Origin of the sequence: Luteimonas chenhongjianii (genome assembly GCF_002327105.1) — a bacterium.
GTDB lineage: Bacteria > Pseudomonadota > Gammaproteobacteria > Xanthomonadales > Xanthomonadaceae > Luteimonas > Luteimonas chenhongjianii.
The window spans coordinates 1767125-1786677 of record NZ_CP023406.1; the positions used below are offsets into that span (position 1 = coordinate 1767125).

19 protein-coding genes are annotated in these 19553 nt (G+C 69.3%); 14 read left to right on the forward strand and 5 right to left on the reverse strand.

The genetic code is table 11. The features are described 5' to 3' along the window. Nucleotides 1-23 precede the first annotated feature (23 nt). The 3 genes from hisS to CNR27_RS08085 all read left to right on the forward strand — a co-directional run bounded on the left by hisS (nt 24) and on the right by CNR27_RS08085 (nt 3839). Complete coding sequence (gene hisS / locus CNR27_RS08075) at nt 24-1412, forward strand: histidine--tRNA ligase (RefSeq protein ID WP_096297782.1); 1389 nt, start codon at nt 24-26, stop codon at nt 1410-1412. A gap of 136 nt (nt 1413-1548) precedes the next feature. Continuing rightward, a complete protein-coding gene (locus CNR27_RS08080) occupies nt 1549-3480 on the forward strand; it encodes an HAL/PAL/TAL family ammonia-lyase (RefSeq protein WP_096297784.1) in 1932 nt (643 codons plus the stop codon). Then, the gene (locus tag CNR27_RS08085; protein ID WP_096297786.1) at nt 3477-3839 is read left to right on the forward strand and encodes a hypothetical protein; all 363 of its coding nucleotides are present in this window, start codon (nt 3477-3479) and stop codon (nt 3837-3839) included. The genes CNR27_RS08080 and CNR27_RS08085 overlap by 4 nt, the downstream gene beginning before the upstream one ends. A gap of 74 nt (nt 3840-3913) precedes the next feature. Here CNR27_RS08085 and CNR27_RS08090 read toward each other — a convergent pair whose 3' ends face one another. Both CNR27_RS08090 and CNR27_RS08095 read right to left on the reverse strand, forming a co-directional pair. Next, nucleotides 3914-4237: a tetratricopeptide repeat protein gene (locus CNR27_RS08090; RefSeq protein ID WP_096297788.1), complete on the reverse strand. Its 324-nt coding sequence runs from the start codon at nt 4235-4237 to the stop codon at nt 3914-3916. A 3-nt stretch (nt 4238-4240) separates the two neighbouring features. Continuing rightward, nucleotides 4241-5584: a hypothetical protein gene (locus tag CNR27_RS08095; RefSeq protein WP_179948159.1), complete on the reverse strand. Its 1344-nt coding sequence runs from the start codon at nt 5582-5584 to the stop codon at nt 4241-4243. A gap of 29 nt (nt 5585-5613) precedes the next feature. Between CNR27_RS08095 and CNR27_RS08100 the strand changes: the two genes are divergently transcribed. From CNR27_RS08100 to CNR27_RS08145, 10 genes are read left to right on the forward strand one after another with little or no spacing between them, the layout of a single operon-like run. Further along, the gene (locus tag CNR27_RS08100) at nt 5614-5937 is read left to right on the forward strand and encodes a YerC/YecD family TrpR-related protein (RefSeq protein WP_096297792.1); all 324 of its coding nucleotides are present in this window, start codon (nt 5614-5616) and stop codon (nt 5935-5937) included. Between the two features lie 10 nt (nt 5938-5947). Further along, nucleotides 5948-6862, forward strand: coding sequence for an ATP phosphoribosyltransferase (gene hisG, locus CNR27_RS08105; RefSeq protein WP_096297794.1), 915 nt, complete (start codon nt 5948-5950; stop codon nt 6860-6862). Beyond that, the gene (gene hisD / locus CNR27_RS08110) at nt 6859-8199 is read left to right on the forward strand and encodes a histidinol dehydrogenase (protein WP_096297796.1); all 1341 of its coding nucleotides are present in this window, start codon (nt 6859-6861) and stop codon (nt 8197-8199) included. Before hisG ends, hisD begins: the two co-directional genes overlap by 4 nt. Then, nucleotides 8196-9278: a histidinol-phosphate transaminase gene (gene hisC, locus CNR27_RS08115; protein ID WP_096297797.1), complete on the forward strand. Its 1083-nt coding sequence runs from the start codon at nt 8196-8198 to the stop codon at nt 9276-9278. Before hisD ends, hisC begins: the two co-directional genes overlap by 4 nt. Continuing rightward, nucleotides 9275-10360, forward strand: coding sequence for a bifunctional histidinol-phosphatase/imidazoleglycerol-phosphate dehydratase HisB (gene hisB / locus CNR27_RS08120; RefSeq protein WP_096297799.1), 1086 nt, complete (start codon nt 9275-9277; stop codon nt 10358-10360). Before hisC ends, hisB begins: the two co-directional genes overlap by 4 nt. Then, nucleotides 10360-10959 carry an imidazole glycerol phosphate synthase subunit HisH gene (hisH, locus tag CNR27_RS08125; RefSeq protein WP_179948160.1) on the forward strand — a complete coding sequence of 200 codons (600 nt, stop codon included), beginning with the start codon at nt 10360-10362 and terminating at the stop codon, nt 10957-10959. Before hisB ends, hisH begins: the two co-directional genes overlap by 1 nt. Nucleotides 10960-10962: 3 nt before the next feature. Next, nucleotides 10963-11700, forward strand: coding sequence for a 1-(5-phosphoribosyl)-5-[(5-phosphoribosylamino)methylideneamino]imidazole-4-carboxamide isomerase (gene hisA, locus CNR27_RS08130; protein WP_096297803.1), 738 nt, complete (start codon nt 10963-10965; stop codon nt 11698-11700). Beyond that, on the forward strand, nt 11694-12467 hold the full coding sequence (gene hisF, locus CNR27_RS08135) for an imidazole glycerol phosphate synthase subunit HisF (RefSeq protein ID WP_096297805.1): 774 nt from the start codon (nt 11694-11696) through the stop codon (nt 12465-12467). Before hisA ends, hisF begins: the two co-directional genes overlap by 7 nt. Continuing rightward, nucleotides 12464-13093, forward strand: a complete 630-nt coding sequence (gene hisIE / locus CNR27_RS08140; RefSeq protein ID WP_096297807.1) for a bifunctional phosphoribosyl-AMP cyclohydrolase/phosphoribosyl-ATP diphosphatase HisIE — start codon at nt 12464-12466, stop codon at nt 13091-13093. Before hisF ends, hisIE begins: the two co-directional genes overlap by 4 nt. A 55-nt stretch (nt 13094-13148) precedes the next feature. Continuing rightward, nucleotides 13149-13823, forward strand: coding sequence for a GGDEF domain-containing protein (locus CNR27_RS08145; protein ID WP_096297809.1), 675 nt, complete (start codon nt 13149-13151; stop codon nt 13821-13823). 33 nt (nt 13824-13856) lie between these two features. Here CNR27_RS08145 and CNR27_RS08150 read toward each other — a convergent pair whose 3' ends face one another. From CNR27_RS08150 to xseA, 3 genes are all read right to left on the reverse strand, one after another. After that, the gene (locus tag CNR27_RS08150) at nt 13857-15326 is read right to left on the reverse strand and encodes an aldehyde dehydrogenase family protein (protein ID WP_096297810.1); all 1470 of its coding nucleotides are present in this window, start codon (nt 15324-15326) and stop codon (nt 13857-13859) included. A gap of 38 nt (nt 15327-15364) precedes the next feature. Beyond that, entirely contained in the window at nt 15365-17014 is a 1650-nt protein-coding gene (locus CNR27_RS08155; protein ID WP_096297812.1) for an acetolactate synthase large subunit, read from the reverse strand. A gap of 196 nt (nt 17015-17210) precedes the next feature. Then, nucleotides 17211-18581: an exodeoxyribonuclease VII large subunit gene (gene xseA / locus CNR27_RS08160; protein WP_096297814.1), complete on the reverse strand. Its 1371-nt coding sequence runs from the start codon at nt 18579-18581 to the stop codon at nt 17211-17213. 338 nt (nt 18582-18919) lie between these two features. Between xseA and CNR27_RS08165 the strand changes: the two genes are divergently transcribed. Continuing rightward, the gene (locus tag CNR27_RS08165) at nt 18920-19459 is read left to right on the forward strand and encodes a copper chaperone PCu(A)C (RefSeq protein WP_096297816.1); all 540 of its coding nucleotides are present in this window, start codon (nt 18920-18922) and stop codon (nt 19457-19459) included. The last annotated feature ends 94 nt before the right edge of the window (nt 19460-19553 follow it).

A 19553-nucleotide genomic window follows, 5' to 3' on the forward strand; every position in this document is an offset into this window, starting at 1 on the left:
GCATCACGACAAGAGCGCCCCGCATGATCAAGCCCCGGACCCCGCCCGGTGTCATGGAACTGTTGCCGCGCGACCAGATCGCGTTCCAGCGCATGCTCGATACGATCCGGCGCACGTTCGAAGGCTTCGGATTCCTGCCGATCGAAACGCCGGTGTTCGAACTGTCGGAGACGCTGCTGACCAAGTCCGGCGGCGAGACCGAGCGCCAGGTGTACTTCGTGCAGTCGACCGGCGCGCTGGCCAAGTCGTCCGAAAGCGGGCAGTCCGAGGCGCTGCCGGAGCTGGCGCTGCGCTTCGATCTGACCGTGCCGCTGGCGCGCTACGTCGCCGAGCACGAGCACGATCTCGCATTCCCGTTCCGCCGCTACCAGATGCAGCGCGTCTACCGCGGCGAGCGCGCCCAGCGCGGCCGTTTCCGCGAGTTCTACCAGTGCGACATCGACGTCATCGGCAAGGATTCGCTGTCCGCACGCTACGACGCCGAGGTGCCGGCGGTGATCAGCGCGGTGTTCGCCGCGCTCGACATCGGCGAGTTCACGATCCAGCTCAACCACCGCAAGCTGCTGCGCGGATACTTCGAAGGGCAGGGCATCGACGATGCGCGCCAGATGACCGTACTGCGCGAGATCGACAAGCTCGACAAGCGGGGCGAGGACGCGGTGCGCGCGACCCTGACCGGCGAGGGTTTCGGCCTGTCGGACGAGGTCGCCGAGCGCCTGCTCGCGTTCTCGCGCGTGCGCTCGACCGGCCACGAGGATGCGCTGGCCAAGCTTGATGCGCTCGGCGCCGGCACCGCGCTGTTCGAGGAAGGCCGCAATGAACTGCGTGAACTGCTGGCGCAGCTGCGCGCACTCGGCGTGCCGGAATCACGCTACGCGCTGAACCTGTCCATCGCGCGCGGCCTCGACTACTACACCGGCATGGTCTACGAGACCGTGCTCGACGCGCATCCGCAGATCGGGTCCATCTGCTCGGGCGGCCGTTACGACAACCTCGCCAGCCACTACACCAGGTCGAAGCTGCCGGGCGTCGGTATCTCGATCGGCCTGACGCGTCTGTTCTGGCAGCTGCGCGAGGCCGGTCTGGTTGCGACCGCCGACAGCTCGGTCGACGTGCTGGTCACGCTGCTCGATGATGCTTCGTTGCCCCATGCGCTTGCGCTGTCGCAGCGTCTGCGCGGCGCGGGCCTCAACGTCGAAACCCAGCTCGAGCCGCGCAAGCTGGCCAAGCAGATGCAGTACGCCGACCGCGCCGGTATCCGCTTCGTGGTGATCCGCGGCGAGGACGAGGCGGCAAAGGGCGTGGTCGCGGTCAAGGACCTGCGCCGTGGCGAACAGTTCGAGGTCGCCGATGACGATCTGTCGCGGACGCTGCTGGTCGAGCGCGAGCAGGCGAGGTCGATGCCGCAATGATGCGCTGCCGGGTGATCGCGCCGGGCCCGTGATGGTGATGCGTCCGGTCATCGGCGTCGGCGCGCGGTAACGCGATGGTGGGGACGTGCCCGGCGCCTTGGATGCGGGCAATCGTGACTTGCAAGGGAGACGCACAATGAAATCCATCCGCCTCGACGGCCGCTCGCTGACGCGCGCGCAACTGGTCATGGTCGCGCACGGCGCGCCGGTCGCGCTCGACGACACCGCACTGGCCGGCGTTGCCCGCGCCGCCGACTTCCTCGCCGAGCAGGTGCGCCGCGAGGAACCGATCTACGGCGTCTCCACCGGATTCGGCAGCAATGCCGACCGCCTGCTCGGCGCACGCCCGCTGCGCGACGACCTGCCGGGCGCGACGCCCTCGGGGCGTTCGCTGCACGAGGAACTGCAGGTCAACCTGATCGTCACCCACGCGGTCTGCGTCGGCGAGCCGCTGCCTGCGGACGTGGTGCGCGCGATGCTGTGCATCCGCATCAACACGCTGCTCAAGGGTCATTCGGGCATCCGCGTGCAGACCTTGCAGGCGTTGGCCGCGCTGCTCAATTCGGGCATCGTGCCGGTGGTACCGGCGTTGGGGTCTGTCGGGGCGTCCGGCGATCTCGCGCCGCTGTCGCACCTGGCGATCGTGCTGCTCGGCGGCGGCGAAGCCTTTGTCGACGGCGAACGGATGCCGGGCGCCGAAGCGCTGAAGCGCGCCGGTCTCGAGCCGGTCACGCTCTCGTACAAGGAAGGCCTGGCGCTCAACAACGGCACCGCGCAGATGCTCGCCACCGGCGTGCTCGCGCTGCAGAAGCTCGACGCGCTGCTCGATACCGCCGATCTCGCCGCGGCGATGACGATCGACGCCTTCGCCGGACGCCTGGGCGCGTTCGATCCCGAGGTGCACGCGCTGCGCCCGCATCCGGGCCAGGTCGAAGTGGCCGCGCACCTGCGTGAACTGCTCGCCGGTTCCACGCTGGCCGACATCCCGTATCACCTGGTGCCGCGTTTCAGGCCCTGGCTGCCCTCCAGCTGGGACACCGCCGAGGCCCAGGCCCTGCGCTTCGACATCGGCTGGGACTGGGTGCCAAGCGACCAGCGCCATGGCCGCGAGAAGTTCTACACGCGTTTCCGCCCGTTCCGTGGTGGCAAGAAGCACCAGCCGCAGGACAGCTATTCGCTGCGCTGCATCCCGCAGGTGCACGGCGCGGTGCGTGATGCGGTGGAACAGGCCAAGCGTGTATTCGAGATCGAGCTCAACGCGGTCACCGACAACCCACTGGTGTTCCCCGACCGCGATGCCGAGCATGTCGAGGAGAAGGTGATCTCCGCCGGGCATTTCCACGGCATGCCGCTGGCGCTGGCGATGAGCTACGTCAAGGCGGCGATCCCGGTGCTGGCCTCCATTTCCGAGCGTCGCCTCAACAAGCTCGTCGACCCCTCGACCAACGACGGCCTGCCGGGCTTTCTGATCGGCAACGAGGATGCGACCGAGTCGGGCTACATGATCGTGCAGTACACGGCGGCAGCGATCGTCAACGATCTGGCCACGCGTGCGCATCCGGCCAGTGTCTATTCGATCCCGACCAGCGCGAATGCCGAAGACCACGTATCGATGGGCACCAACGAAACCCGGCATGTGCTGTCGATGGCCGAGGATCTGGGCAAGGTGCTGGCGCTGGAGATCTACACCGCCGCGCAGGCGCTGGACCTGCGCGTGGACATGATCAACGCCGCGCGCGATCTCGCGCGGCGTGGCGATGCCGAAGCGCTGGCGGCGAAGGTGCAGGGCGGTCCGGCGTCCGATCGTCCGGGCCGCGGTGCCTTCGTCGACGAGGTCGAAGGCCTGTGTGCCGAGCTCGCCGCGTGCGAGCCCTTCCATCCGGGCGGGATCGTCGCCGAGGCGCATGCGATCGTGCGCGAGGCCATCCCGTTCCTCGACCGCGACCGCGCGCTCGACGGCGAAGTTGCCGCCGCAGTGAGACTCGTCGCCGACGGCGCGCTGCTCGGGGTATTGCCCCGCTGGCGCGTGCCGACCTCCAGCCCGGTGGGCGAGGGGCGCGCCCCTTGAACCTGTCGCTGCATTTCGGCTGGCTCGGCGTCCTGGAAGCGGCGCTGATCGCGCTCGCCGTCGGCGCGCTGTGTTACCTGCTGTTCCACTGGATCGGCGCGCGCAACCGCTGGGCACATGGCCCGGCGATCGGCTGGGGGTGTCTGCTCGCGCTCGGCATTGCTACTGGCATCGACGCCTGGCATCTGTTCTACATGGGCGTGGTGCGGCTGGAATCGCCGGTGTATGCGCGCATCGCGCTGCAGAAGATCCACGACCCGAACTTCCTCGCCGCCCGGGTGTTCATGTCGTCGGTGGGTGCGTTGTCGGGTGTCGCCCTCGCGTGGATGGCGATGCACGCGCGCAAACGCGCCGACTGAGCCGGACGCAACCGCAGGATGGGTAGAGCGCGGCGAAATCCGTCATCGCTGTCCTCTGGCGTTGTTCGTCCCGCTCAAGCGGCGGGCTGCCGACCGTGCTCGATCCGCCGCAGGAACACCGTCATCTCCTTCGACGACTGCACATCGCCGCGCCGCGCCGCCGCATCGAGCCCGGCGCCCCACGCCGCTTCCGCCTCGTCTTCGTGCCCCGACGCCAGCAGCGCCTTGCCGAGCAGCTTCCACGCCGCCGAGTAATCCGGGCCGTGCCGCGTCGCCGCCGCCAGATGCGTCGCCGCCGCGTCCACGTCGCCTGCCTGCAGACAGGCATTGCCCAGTCCGAAGCGCAGCAGTGCATCGTCGCGCCCCGCATCGAGCAGCGCCTGCAGACGTTCGCGCATGGGTCACCGGTGTCCGGAAGTCTCCTGCGGATTGTCGCCCGCGGATGGGGCGGCGCCGGTGGAACGCAGCAATCCGGCGCGCACGAGCATGGCGTGCACCGCGTCGCGACTGCTGCCGTCGCGCTGCCAGCCTTCGTAACGCTCGACCAGTGCGCCATCCCGAAACGCCAGGAAATGCGGAGTGGCGTCGAACGAGGAGATGGGCCACTGATCGGCATCGAAGGCGATGTGGATCGGTGTAAGGGGCCGGCGGCGGTTCCAGTCGCGCAGCATGGATGCTTCGGCGATTGCAGTCGGCGCCATGAGCCAGGTCGCGTGCCGCGCGAACAGCGGGCCGAGTTCGGGATCGTCCGGAATCGCCGCGGCCGCAGCGTTGCTGAAACCGCAGCCAGGGGAAGACACTACGACGATGCGGGTTCGAAGGTCGATCGCTTCCAATTGAAGGGTTGGGGCAGCAGCGTCGTCGTCGATGATCTTCCAGATGCCGACGTCGCTTTCGGTGAGCGCGTACGACGTGTCCAGATGCGGGACGGGCGGCAGCGCCAAGTCGGACAGACTCGCGGTGAAGGCGCGTGCTTCTTCGATGCGGCCGCTGCGGAGCAGGGCGCGCTGCATGTCGCGGTGATCGTTGCGTGTGACGAGTCCGTGCGATTGCAGTCGCCCATGCAGGACGCTGGCCGCATCGACGTGCGTATCGCGACCGGTAGACTGCGCAAGTCCCATCGCCGCGCGATGCAACAGACGCAGATCCTCGCCTCCGGTGGAGGCCGATGTAACCTCGTTCGCAATCAGTTGTTCGATGTTCGCAACCGCCGTATCGCCGTCGACAGCATCGGGCGAGGCGTCCTGCCAGTCGCGATACGCCGACACCATCGCATCCGTGGGTGGCGCAAGGCCGCCATCGGCGCGCGCTGCGCGCAGGCGCACCGCCTCGTCGGGAGCGAGGCCGGGGAAAGGATAAGTGTCCTCCAGCAGCAGGCGTTGGACTGCCAACGCTTCCTCGCTGGTCAGCTCGGCAAGCAGGATATCCACCGGCAGGGTATGCAACCCGCGCGGTCCGAATCTGAGCGAGTCGAGAAACAGCGCACGTGCGTACGGTGGCATCCGGTCCAGCGGCGATGCGTTGTGCGCGAGCCATTGCTCAAGTGCCGCTGCAGTCGTGAAGGGCGGTGTCGCATCCGTTCCGGCAGTACGTGCGGGCGCGGCCAGAAGCAGGGCGAGGCTGAGGACGAGCGCTGTTCGGTACATGGCGATCCTTCGCGCGGGCAGTCGCGCGATTGAAGCATGTTGCGTGTCGCGTGGCGCCGCGGTTTGACATCGGCCCGAATTGGAGTAACGTGATAGCACGTTATTACATTGATACGTTTATCCGCCCCGTGAAGCAACGCCCCGAACCCCTGCCGGACCACGAAACCAGCGCATCGCTTGCGTCGCTCGCGCGCGCTTTTGCCGCGCTCGAGACGGCTGACGAGGTGGCCCGCTTCCTCGATGACCTGTGCACGCCGGCCGAACTGGAGGCGCTGGTCGACCGCTGGCGCGTGGTGCCGCTGCTGCAGCAGGGCGTGCCGTATCGGGAGATCCACGAGCGCACGGCGGTCAGCGTGACCACGGTCGGCAGGGTCGCACGCACCCTCGATCGTGGCGCCGGCGGCTATGCGATCGCCGCGCGCCGCGTCGCCGGCACCAACGAATCCCCCTGAGGTCATCCCCATGAGTCCTGTGAACGGCGGCGCCACGCGCGACCGCCTGCGCATCGCCATCCAGAAGTCCGGCCGCCTGAGCGAGCCGGCGCGCGCGCTGCTGGCGTCCTGTGGCCTGTCCTGGCGCGAGAGCCGCGACAAGCTGTTCTGCTACGGCGAGACGCTGCCGGTCGATCTGTTGCTGGTCCGCGATGACGACATTCCGGGCCTGCTCGCCGATGGCGTCTGCGACTACGGCATCGTCGGTCGCAACGTGCTCGATGAAGTCGGCGCCGACCGGGCGCTGCGCGGCCTGCCGCAGGTGTCGAAGGCCGTGCGCGGCCTCGGCTTCGGCGGCTGCAGGCTCGACATCGCGATTCCCGAATCGACCGAATGGACCGGGCCAGCGCAGCTGCAGGGCAGCCGTATCGCGACCAGCTACCCGGGCCTGCTGCAGCAGTGGCTCGATGGCCAGGGCGTGCAGGCGACGATCGTCAACCTGTCGGGCTCGGTCGAGATCGCGCCGCGCCTCGGCCAGGCCGACTTCATCTGCGATCTCGTGTCCAGCGGCGCCACCCTGACTGCCAACCAGCTCAAGCCGGCGGTGACGCTGATGACCAGCGAGGCCGTGCTGGCGGGTCCGATCACGCCTTTTGCCGACGTGCGCGGCGAGCTCGCATCGTTGTTGCTGCGCCGGCTCGATGGCGTACTGCGGCTGCGCGACAGCCGGCTGGTGATGTTCCAGGCGCGCCGTGATGGCGTGGACGCGCTGCTCAAGCTGCTGCCCGATGCCGAAGCGCCGACGCTGCTGCAGGTCGACGGCAGCGACCGCGTGGCGTTGCAGGTGCTCTGCCACGGCGAGATGACCTGGCCGCGCCTCGAGGCGCTGAAGCAGGCCGGCGCTGCCGGCGTGATGGTGCTCCCGGTGGAGCGGATGCTGGCATGAGCGCCCCGACTTCCACGACTGCCATCGACACCGCAATTCCGGCGATCATCGACTGGTGCGACGCCGATGCCGACGCGCGCACCGAGTTGTTGCGCCGGCCCACGCAGGCCGTCGCCGCGCAGACGCGCAGCGCGGTGGCCGACGTGCTCGACGATGTGCGCGCCCGCGGCGATGCCGCCTTGCGCGAGCTGACCCAACGCTTTGATCGCGTCACCCTCGACGACTTCGAGGTGGGTGCCGATGAATTCGCCGCCGCCGAAGCGGCGGTGCCCGAAGCGTTGCGCGAGGCGATGGCCAACGCCGCCGCCCGCATCGAGCAGTTCCATGCGGCCGGCATGACCCCCGGCTACAACGTCGACACCGCCGAGGGCGTCAACTGTGCCCGCATCGTGCGGCCGATCCGGCGCGTCGGCCTGTATGTGCCGGCCGGCACCGCCCCACTGCCTTCCACCGCGCTGATGCTCGGCGTGCCGGCGCGCCTGGCGGGTTGCCGGGAGGTGGTGCTCTGCACCCCGCCGCGTCCGGATGGCAGCGCTGATCCCGCGGTGCTCGTCGCTGCGAGGCTCACCGGTGTGCACCGCGTGTTCAAGCTCGGCGGCGCGCAGGCGATCGCGGCGATGACCTTCGGTACGGCGCGCGTGCCGGCCTGCGACAAGCTGTTCGGGCCGGGCAACAGCTTCGTCACCGAAGCCAAGCAGCAGGTCGCGCAGTCGGGCACGGTCGCCATCGACATGCCCGCCGGTCCCTCGGAGGTGCTGGTGATCGCCGACGCGGGCGCCGATGCGGCCTTCGTCGCCGCCGATCTGTTGTCGCAGGCCGAACACGGCCCGGATTCGCAGGTGCTGCTGCTGTCCGACGACGACACCCTGCTGGAGAGGGTGCGCGCCGAGCTGTCGACGCAGCTGGCGACCCTGCCGCGGGCGGACATCGCCCGCCAGGCGATGGCGCGGTCGCGACTGCTTCGCGTGGAAACGCTCGAGATCGCGTTCGAGATCAGCAACCGCTATGCGCCTGAACACCTGATCCTGGCGCTGCGCTCGCCGCGCAACTGGCTCGATCGCGTAGAGGTCGCCGGCTCGGTGTTCCTCGGCGACTGGACGCCCGAAGCGCTCGGTGATTACTGCAGTGGCACCAACCACGTGCTGCCGACCGGCGGCGCGGCGCGCGCCTGGAGCGGGGTCAGCGTGGCGAGCTTCCAGAATACGGTCAGCGTGCAGTCGGCGAGTGCCGCGGGCATCCGCGCGATCGGTCCGGATGCGGTGACGATGGCGCGCGCCGAAGGTCTCGACGCGCACGCGAACGCGGTCGCCTTGCGCCTCGCGAAGGCGGCGGCATGAGCGGCGTGCTCGATCTGATCCGCGAGGACCTGCGCGATTTCGCCGGCTACGCATCGGCCCGCACCCAGCGGCTTGAAGGCGAGGTCTGGCTCAATGCCAACGAGGCGCCGCTGGCTAATCCGGGCGATGTCGACGGCCGGTGCCGGCGGTATCCCGCGCCGCAACCACCCGAACTGCAGGCCCGCCTGGCGGAGGTCTACGGCGTCGGCACCGACCAGCTGCTGATCGGCCGCGGCAGCGACGAGGCGATCGATCTGCTGGTGCGTGCGTTGTGCGTCCCGGGCCGGGATGCGGTACTGGCGACGCCTCCGGTGTTCGGCATGTATGCCGTCAGCGCCCGCCTGCAGGGCGCCGATTTCATTGAGGTGCCGCTGGTCGATGGCGCAGACGGATTTGCGGTCGATATCGACGCGGTCCGCGCAGCGGCGCTCGCGGGCTCGGTCCGGCTCGTCTTTCTCTGCTCGCCGTCCAACCCCACGGGCGGCCTGGTGCCGCTTTCCGCGGTCGCCAGCCTGGCGGTCGCGTTGGCAGGGAGCGCGGTCGTCGTCGTCGACGAGGCTTACGTCGAGTTCGCCGACTCAGATTCGGCCGCGACCCTGCTCGGCGCGCACGAGAACCTCGTGGTGCTGCGCACGCTGTCGAAGGCGCACGCGCTTGCGGCTGCGCGCATCGGCGTCGCGATCGGCCACCCCGATCTGATCAAGGTGCTGCGGCGCTGCCAGGCGCCGTATCCGGTACCGACGCCGTGCGCCGATCTGGCGCTGGCCGGCCTGTCGCCAGCGGCGCTGGGCGTGACCCGGGCGCGGACCGCCGAAACGATCGCCGAGCGCGAGGCGCTGGCCGCAGCGCTGGCGACCACGCCGGGCGTGCGCCGGGTGTATCCATCGGCCGGCAACTATCTGCTGGTGCGCTTCGTCGATGCCGATCGCGCGTTCGCCGCGCTGCTCTCGGCCGGCATCGTCGTGCGCGACCAGCGCACGGCGCCGCAACTGGGCGACGCGCTGCGCATCAGTCTCGGCACGCCGGTGCAGAACGCGCGCGTGCTCTCGGCCCTGCAAGCTCTGGAGATCGCGGCATGAGTTCGCGCGGCAAGAAGATCCTGTTCGTCGATCGCGATGGCACCCTGATCGAGGAGCCGGCGGATTTCCAGATCGACGCGTATGAGAAGCTGCGCTTCGTGCCCGGCGTCATTCCGGCGATGCTGCGCCTGCGCGATGCCGGCTACGAGTTCGTCATCGTCACCAACCAGGACGGCCTCGGCACCGACAGCTACCCGCAGGCAAGCTTCGACGGCCCGAACGACCTGATGCTCGGCATCTTCGAAAGCCAGGGCATCGTGTTCCGCGAGGTGCTGGTCGACCGCAGCTGGCCGGCCGACAACGCGCCGACGCGCAAGCCTGCCCTGGGTCTGGTGATGCATTACCTGCGCGACCGCGGCATCGACCTCGACAACTCGGCCATGGTCGGCGACCGTGATACCGATATCCAGTTCGCCGACAACCTCGGCATCCGCGGCTTCAAGCTGCGCACCGCGCAGTTCGGCGGCGAGTGGGATTGGGCGGGTATCGCGCATGAACTGTGCGACGCGCCGCGCCGCGCGACCGTCGTCCGCAATACGAAGGAGACCCGCATCCGGGTCGAGCTCGATCTCGACGCCGCGGCGGACGCGCGCGTATCGACCGGCCTGCCGTTCTTCGACCACATGCTCGACCAGATCGGCAAGCACGCCGGCATCTCGCTGGTCGTACAGGCCGAGGGCGACCTGCAGATCGACGAACATCACACGATCGAGGACACCGGCATCGCGCTCGGCCAGGCGCTGCGCGAGGCGCTCGGCGACAAGCGCGGTATCGGGCGTTACGGCTTCACCCTGCCGATGGACGAAACGCTGGCGAGCGCCGCGCTCGATTTCGGCGGGCGGCCGTACCTCGTGTTCGACGGCAGCTTCGTGCGCGAGCGGGTAGGGGACATGCCGACCGAGCTGGTCGAGCATTTCTTCCGCTCGGTCTGCGACTCGGCCGCGCTGAACCTCAACCTGAAGGTCGAAGGCGACAACGACCACCACAAGGTGGAAGCCTGCTTCAAGGTCTTCGCCCGCGCGCTGGGACAGGCCGTGCGGCGCAGCGGCGACGCCTTGCCCAGTACCAAGGGGACACTGTGATGCGCGTCGTCATCGTCGATGCCGGCGGCGCCAATACCGGTTCGGTTCGCTACGCGTTCGAGCGCCTGGACATCGACGCCACTCTGGTCACCGATGCGGCCAGCATCCGCGCCGCCGACCGTGTGATCCTGCCCGGCGTCGGCACGGCGGCGCAGGTCATGGCGCGGCTTGCGCAGCTGGATCTCGTCGAGGTGTTGCGTACGCTCGAGCGGCCCTTGCTCGGCATCTGCGTCGGCATGCAGCTGTTGTTCGATGCTTCCGACGAGGGTGAGGTGGCCGGTCTCGGCGTGCTCCCTGGACGGGTGTCGCGACTCGCCGGCGGCCCCGGCTTGCGGGTACCGCACATGGGCTGGAGCACGCTGCGCGCGCTACGCGCAGATCCCCTCGTCGAAGGCATCGATGGCGAACAGGCGTATTTCGTCCACAGCTATGCCGCGCCGGTGACCGACGACTGCGTCATGGCCGGCGACCACGGCCAGGCCTTTGCCGCCGTCGTGCGACGCGGCCATATCGCCGGCACCCAGTTCCATCCCGAGCGCTCGGCCGGCATCGGCGCGCGCGTGCTGCGCAACTTCCTTTCTCCTGCGTTCGAGGCCTGAGGCATGTCGTCGTTTACCGTCTATCCCGCGATCGACATCCGCGACGGCCGTGTCGTGCGTCTGGCGCAGGGCGACTACGCGCAGGAAACCCACTACGGCGACGATCCTCTGGTGCAGATCGAGGCCTATGCCGACGCAGGTGCCGAATGGCTGCATCTGGTCGATCTCGATGCCGCACGCGAGGGCGGCTACACGCTGGCGCCCCTGCTGGCCCGCATCCGTGCCGATACCGGCCTGCGCGTGCAGACCGGCGGCGGCGTGCGCTGCGAAGACGACGTGCGCCGAATCCTCGATGCCGGCGCCGAGCGCGTCGTCGTCGGCTCGCTGGCGGTGCGCGAGCCGGCGCAGGTCATCCGCTGGATCGAGACCTTCGGCGCCGGGCGCATCACCGTCGCGCTCGATACCCGCCAGGGCCTGGACGGCGTCTGGCGCCTACCGGTGCACGGCTGGACCGAGACCGCCGCGGCCACGCTCGACGTGCTCGCGGCGCGCTATGCGCAGGGCGGCCTGTGCCATCTGCTGAGCACCGACATCGCCCGCGACGGCATGTTGTCGGGCCCCAATCTCGGTCTCTACGCGCACCTGAAGGCGCTGGCGCCCACGCTCGATGTGCAGGCCTCGGGCGGCGTGCGCGAGCTCGCAGACGTGCGCGCCGCCAAGGCCCAAGGCTGCGGTGGCATCGTGCTCGGTCGTGCGCTGCTCGAAGGCCGGCTGGACCTGGCCGAGGCACTGGCATGCTGAGCCGCCGCATCATTCCCTGCCTCGACGTGCGCGAGGGTCGTGTGGTCAAAGGCGTGCGGTTTCGCGACCACGTCGACATGGGCGATATCGTTGATCTCGCACTGCGCTACCGAGACGAAGGCGCCGACGAACTGGTGTTCTACGACATCTCGGCCAGTCCGCAGGGCCGCTCCGTCGACCGCGGCTGGGTGGGGCGCGTGTCGCGCCTGATCGACATTCCGTTCTGCGTGGCCGGCGGCATCCGCGATGTCGACACCGCGCGCGCGGTACTGCATGCGGGCGCCGACAAGATTTCGGTCAACACGCCGGCGCTGGAACGTCCTGCACTGATCTCCGAACTTGCTGATGCGTTCGGCGTGCAATGCGTGGTCGTCGGCATCGATTCGATCCGCGAAGCCGACGGGCAATGGCGCGTGCGCAGCCATACCGGCGATCCGGACCGCACGCGCGAGCTGCCCATCCGTACGCTGGACTGGATCGCCGAGGCGGTGCGGCTGGGTGCCGGTGAGATCGTGCTGAACTGCATGGACAACGACGGCGTACGCAGCGGTTACGACATCGCCCAGCTGCAGGCGGCACGCGCGGTCTGCCCGGTGCCGTTGATCGCATCCGGCGGGGCGGGCGAGGCCGGACACTTCGCCGCCGCTTTCCTGGAGGCCGACGTCGACGGCGCGCTTGCGGCGAGCGTGTTCCACAGCGGCCGCATCCACATCCCTGCGCTCAAGCGCGAACTGGCCGACCAGGCCATCGACGTCAGGCTCCAATGAAAGATCCGCAGAACAACACGACGGCCATCGCCCCCACCATCGACGCGCTTGACTGGTCCAAGGGCGACGGCCTGCTGCCGGTGATCGTGCAGGACGCTGCCACGCTGCGCGTGCTGATGCTCGGTTACATGGATCGCGCGGCCTATGCCGCCACCCTTCAGCAGGGGCTGGTCACGTTCTACAGCCGCAGCAAAGGGCGGCTGTGGACCAAGGGCGAGCAGTCCGGCCACGTGCTTGAAGTCGTCTCGCTGGAGACCGATTGCGACGCCGACACCCTGCTGGTGCTGGCGACGCCGCGCGGCCCCACCTGTCATCTGCAACGCGCAAGCTGCTTTCCGACCGCGCCTGCCGGCGTGCTCGCCGAACTCGACGCGCTGATCGAGACCCGCGAACGCGAGCGTCCCGAAGGCAGCTACACCACGCGCCTGTTCGACGGCGGCATACGCCGCATCGCGCAGAAGGTGGGCGAAGAAGGCGTCGAGACCGCGCTCGCCGGCGTGGTACAGGACGACGAGGCACTGCTCGGCGAAAGCGCCGACCTGCTGTATCACCTGATCGTGCTGCTGCGCGCACGCGGTCTGTCGCTGGCGGACGTGGAGGCGGTGCTCCGTGCGCGTGGCGGATGACTTGCAGGTCGGGGCCCGAGAGTCGTGGAGCCCGACGTCCCAGCCGAGGACTGGCATGGCCTCGGTGGGTTACTGGGCCCACAAGACCAAGCGTCTGCAGGTGCACCCCAAGCGGATGACCGAGATCGATGCGCTGACGGGCATATGCAACCGGCAGCACTTCTCCAAGCGCGCGAATGCGGCGCTCGTGCAGTGCCAGCGCGCCGGCGAGACTGCAGCGCTGCTCATGTTCGACCTCGACCACTTCAAGCAGGTGAACGACTGGTCGGGGCACGCCGCCGGCGACTGGGCCCTCCAGCAGGTGGCGGAAGCGGTGCGGCCGATGTGCCGCAGCGTCGACGCATTCGGCCGTCTCGGCGGAGAGGAGTTCGCGCTGTTCCTGCCGGGGTTCGACGCCGCCGCGGCGGTCCGTGTCGCCAACGACGTGCAGGCACGTTTCATGGCGATCAATGGCGCTTCGAAAGGCTATGCCTTTCGGATCACCGCAAGCTTCGGCGTGGCCGAGCTCGGACCCGGCGGCGACGATCTGCCCACGCTGATGCGTCACGCCGACCAGGCCATGTATGCGGCCAAGCGGGGCGGGCGACGGCAGGTACGGGTATTCGATCCCGCGATGGCGGCCGAAGACGGTCTCGCGGACCCGCGCGACCGAGCACGTGGCGTCGCCAGGGAGCACGCGCCGGCGCAGGCCGCCGTGCTGGCCGAAGCCACGAGGCGCGCGACCGCCTGACGCCGTCGGCCGTGAGCGGGCCGAAACGCCTGCTCAGGCAGGGTCGCGGATCACCAGCAGGCGTTCCTCGGTCATGTCGCGGATCGCGTACTTGACGCCCTCGCGGCCGATACCCGAGTCCTTGATGCCCCCATAGGGCATGTTGTCGACGCGGAAGCTCGGCACGTCGCCGACCACCACGCCACCGGCCTCGATCCGGTCCCAGGCGCGCATCGCGTTGGCGAGGTTGGCGGTGAACACGCCGGCCTGCAGGCCGAAATCGCTGTCGTTCACCCGGGCGATGGCCTCGTCGAAGCTGTCGACCGGTTCGAGGATCGCAACCGGGCCGAAGACTTCCTTGCGCTGCAGGTCGGCATCGCGTGGCACCTGTTCGAGCAGCGTCGCCGGGATGATGTTGCCCTCGCGCTTGCCGCCTGCGATCACCTTGGCGCCGCCCTTGCGCGCGGCTGCGATCCAGGATTCGATGCGGTCTGCCGCGTCGCTGTCGATAACCGGGCCGACGAACGTGCGTTCGTCGCGCGGGTCACCGCTGCGCAGCCCGCCGATCGCCTTCTTGAGCTTGCGCCGCAGCGCGTCGTAGACAGTGCGATGCGCGTAGATGCGCTGCACGCCGATACAGCTCTGGCCCGACTGGTAGTAGGCCCCGAACACCAGGCGCTCGACCACCTTGTCCAGCGGCAGGCCGGGGTCCTCGTCGACGATGCACGCCGCGTTGCCGCCCAGTTCCAGCACGACCTTCTTCTTGCCGGCGCGCGCCTTGAGATCCCAGCCGATCAGCCCGCCGGTGAAGCTCAGCAGTGCGATGCGCTCGTCCTCGGTCAGCGCGGCAGCGTCCTCGTTGCTGCACGGAATCACCGAAAACGCGCCCTTGGGGAGGTCGGTTTCGGCCAGGATCTCGCCGATGATCAGCGCCCCGACGGGCGTCTTGGCGGCGGGTTTCAGCACGAAGGGGCAGCCGGCCGCGATCGCCGGCGCGACCTTGTGTGCGACCAGATTCAAGGGGAAGTTGAAGGGCGTGATGAAGCTGCAGGCACCCACCGGAACGCGCTTGACCATGCCGCGATAGCCGCGGGTGCGTTCGGAGATCTGCAACTCGACATACTCGCCCTCGGTGCGGGTGGCTTCGCCCGCCGCGATGCGGAAGGTGTCGATCAGTCGCGTGACCTCTCCGCGCGCGTCCTTGATCGGCTTGCCGGCCTCGATGCACAGCGCGAGCGCGAGTTCTTCGAAGCGCTCCTGGAAACGGCGCACGCAATGCTCGAGCACGTCGCGGCGCTTGTCGGGCGGAAAGTCCGCCATCGCGCCACGGGCCTTGTGCGCGGCGACGATCGCCTTGCGGATTGCGGTGGCATCACCCATCGCCACGCGCGTGGCGACCTTGCCGCTGTACTTGTCGCGCACCTCCAGATCGGTGTTCGCGGCGACCGCGGCATTGGCGAGGTAGTAGGGATAGCTGGGGGCGAGCCCGGTGGGCGTGCGGGCGGCGGTCTTCTTCGTAGCCATGGGGCGCTCCGGAATCGAGGGGTAGGGATGCGCGCGGATCAGATGATCGCAGCGCTGCGTTTGGGAATTTCGGTATTGAGCAAGGCGTCGTCATCGCCGTAGTCGATGGCGAGGTCGATCAGGTCCACGCCGGGGGTGTCCAGCGCGATGCGCAGGATCCCGGCAAACGACGCGGCGCTGTCGGGACGGTGGCCACGCGCGCCGTAGCTCTCGGCATAACGCACGAAGTCGGGATTGTCGTAGTCCATGCCGTAGACCGGGTAGTCCTCGTGCTGCTGCTTCCACTTGATCATGCCGTAGGCATCGTCGCGCAGCACGATCACCACGAGGTCGAGCTTGAGGCGCACCGCGGTTTCCAGTTCCTGCGAATTCATCATGAAACCGCCGTCCCCGCAGACCGCGACGACCTTGCGATCCCGATGCACGAGCTTCGACGCGATCGCCGATGGCAGGCCGGCGCCCATCGTGGCCAGTGCGTTGTCGAGCAGCAGCGTGTTCGGCTCGCGGCAGCGGTCGTTTCGGGCGAACCACAGCTTGTAGAGGCCGTTGTCGAGGCAGACGATGTCACGGGGATCGAGCGCGTCGCGCAGCGTCTTGACCAGGTGCGGGCCGTGCACGGGAAAGCGGTCGTCGCCGGCGAGCCGCGCGATGTCCTCGCACAGCGCATCGCGCACCCGGTCGAAGAACGCGAAGTCCCAATGCGGCTGGGGCGCATCGAGGGCTTCGGCGAGTTGCCAGACCGTGTTGGCGATGTCGCCGACCACTTCGATCTGCGGGAAATACACCTGGTCGACGACCGCGCTGGCGTAATTGACGTGGATGACCGTGCGCTCGCCGCGATGCATGAAAAACGGCGGCTTCTCGATCACATCGTGGCCGATGTTGACGATGCAGTCCGCCGCATCGATCGCGCGGTGCACGAAATCGTGGTCCGACAGGGCTGCGGTGCCAAGCCACAGCGGATGGGTCTCGTCGAGCACACCCTTGCCCATCTGCGTACTGAAGAAGGGGATGCCGAGCCGGTCGACAAAGGCGCGCAGCATCTTCGCCGTGGTCTTGCGATTGGCACCCGCGCCGATCATCAGCAACGGATGCCGCGCGCTGCGGATCGCCTCGGCGGCCACCGCGACGGCCTTGTCCTCGGCCAGCGGCCGTCTCGTGAACGGCGCGGGGAGCAGGCGGGCGTCGGTCTCGTCGCCGGCGACGTCCTGCGGCAGTTCGATGTGGACCGCACCCGGGCGCTCCTCCTCGGCGCGCCGGAACGCATCGCGCACGCGCGCGGGAATGGCGTCCGCGGAGACCAGTTGCTGGGTCGATTTGGTCAGCGGACGCATCATGTCGACAATGTCGACGATCTGGAAATGGCCCTGTTTGCTGGTGCGGATGGGCTTCTGCCCGGTGATCATCAGCATCGGCATCGCGCCTAGCTGCGCGTAGGCGGCGGCGGTGACGAGATTGGTCGCGCCGGGGCCGAGGGTCGACAGACATACGCCGGCATTGCCGGTCAGGCGGCCATGGGTCGCGGCCATGAAGCCTGCGGCCTGCTCATGCCGGGTGAGCACCAGCTCGATGGCCGAGGCGCGCAGGGATTCGAGCAGGTCGAGGTTTTCCTCGCCGGGAATACCGAAGACGTGGGTGACGCCTTCGGCTTCGAGGGCCTGTACGAACAGGTCGGATGCCTTGGTCATCGTGCGACGCTCCCTCGTGACGTGACGGCGCAGCATCTCATCGATGGCGTCAGAGGAGAGTCGGGCAGCTGGAACGCTGCATCCGCCGGCCGCGTGTCGGGGAGCGGTGCCTGCGTCCCGTCGGAAACCCGCCCACGGCAGGCATTCTCGTGGCGGCGCACAGCGGCAGGCCGTCGCCCCGCACCCTGCGTCTACGTTACGTGCCCGGTGTCGACCGGGTGCCGGACTCCGCAGTCGCTGCTTCAACGCGTGCGTCGACGCTGCCGTCGCCGAGGCGGATCCGGAGCGCATCGCCCGGGCCAACATCGTCGACCCGCCGCACGATGCGGCCGTCGTCGCGCTGCACGATGCTGTAGCCACGCGCGATCGTCGCCAGCGGGCTTACCGCTTCGAGTGAACGGGCCAGGCCGCGCAGATGCAGTGCATCGCGCTGCAGCCGTCGCGCCAAGGCGGGGCGCAGACGCGGGGCCAGCGCGGCCAGGCGTTCGCGCAACTGAAGCAGGCGGCGCTGCGGGGAATGCGCCCGCAATACCGCACCGGCATGGCGCAGAGCGGCCTCGCGTCGCTGCAGCTGCCGGCGCATCCCCTGCTGCAGGTTGCGCATCGCCTCGTCCTGGCGTCGGCGCAGCGCATCCAGGCGCGCCTGCGGGCGCTGGGCCTGCAGGCGCAAGGCCGCGCGATCGAGACGCTGGAAGCGCCCCTGCATCGCGCGCATCTGCGCGTCCTCGACATGACGCTGCAGGCGACGCACGCGCGTGAGCAGCTCGGTCCGGTCGGGCACCAGCAGTTCCGCGGCCACCGACGGGGTCGGCGCGCGAAGGTCCGCGGCGAAATCGGTCAGGCCGAAATCGGTCTCGTGGCCGATCGCCGAGACGATCGGGACCGGGCACGCGGCCACCGCGCGCGCAAGCGCTTCGTCGTTGAACGCCCACAGGTCCTCGAGCGAACCGCCGCCGCGCGCCAGCAGCAGCACGTCGTAGCGGCCGCTGGCACCGGCGCGCTCGAGCATCGCGACGATCTTCGGCGGCGCGTCAGCGCCCTGCACCGGGACCGGCAGAACCTCGACTTCGACCAGCGGCAGGCGCCGCGCCAGCACGCTCAGCACGTCGCGCACCGCCGCGCCGGTCGGGGAGGTGATCACGCCGATGCGTCGCGGGAACGCCGGCAGCGGGCGCTTGCGGTCCGCGTCGAACAGGCCTTCGGCCTGCAGGCGCGCTTTGAGCGCATCGAAGGCGCGGCGCAATGCGCCTTCACCGGCTTCTTCCAGTGAATCGAGGATCAGCTGGTAGTCGCCGCGCGCCTCGTACAGCGTGACCCGGCCACGCGCTCGCACCAGCATGCCGTCGCGCGGCGCGAAACGCAGCCACTGGCTCTTGGGCTTGAACAGCGCGCAGCGCACCTGCGCGCGTGCGTCCTTGAGGGTGAAATACATGTGTCCCGATGCCGGGCGCGAGACGTTGCACAGCTCGCCTTCGACGACGACGTTCGGGAAGGTGTCCTCCAGCAGCCCCCGGGCCAGGGTGTTGAGCTGGGTCGGGGTGAGCACATCGGGTCGGGCATCGAGCATCGGCACAGGATACCCGGGGCGGGTGGACCCCAGCTGCGGCAGCGTGTCGCATTGCCGGCCCGGCGCTGCGCATCCACGCTTGACGGCATGCCCCCCGGAGCCCGCATATCGCATCCCGCTGGTTGCTTCCGCCGTGCCTGCCGGGCCCGGGCGGCCTGGGACGGCCGGCATGCCGGTACGCCGGGTCGGCGTGGCATCCACGGCGGGCATGCGCTGTCCACGGACAGGGGCGCCCGCGGCGGGCCACATCGATCGGGTGCGGCCTGCGCGCGTGGGCGCACGCGGCGATAATCGATCCCCCATGCCGACTCCCGAGCGGCGCCCCAAGGAGCATTCCGATGTCACGAACGACCGTTCTCGCTGCGGGCCTGGCCACGCTTGTCCTCACCGCCTGCCAGCCTGGCGCCGAACAGGGCGGCGACCAGCGGCCGCCCCATGCGACCAGCGATGGCGACGCCGCTGCGGCGGTGGCCGAAGGGGTGCATGTCAGCGACGCGTGGATCCGCGAAACCCCGCCCACGGCGGCGGTCGCGGGCGGTTACGTCACGCTCAAGGCAACCTCGTCGGACCGCCTGGTCTCGGTGGATACCGAGGCAGCGGAGTCGGTGGAGATCCACGAGATGCGCCATGACGGCGGCATGATGCGCATGCGTGAACTGCCCGACGGCGTGGAACTTCCGCCCGGTGCGGAGATCGTGCTGCGTCCCGGCGGCAACCACCTGATGTTCATCAATCCGGTCGAGCCGATGCGCGCCGGCCAGACTGTCGAGGCAACGCTGCACTTCGCGCATGCGCCGACCCAGACCGTGGTCTTCGAGGTGCGCCCGCTGGCCGCCGAGACGGCTGCGCCGGACACGCAAACCCCGCCCGCGCAGTAACCCTCGTGCGCGGCCGGAGAAGCGCGGGCCGCGGCCTGCGCCTGACCGGCCGGTTCCCTGCGTCGCGTCGTGGCCGGGGGCACGCCCGCGGTGG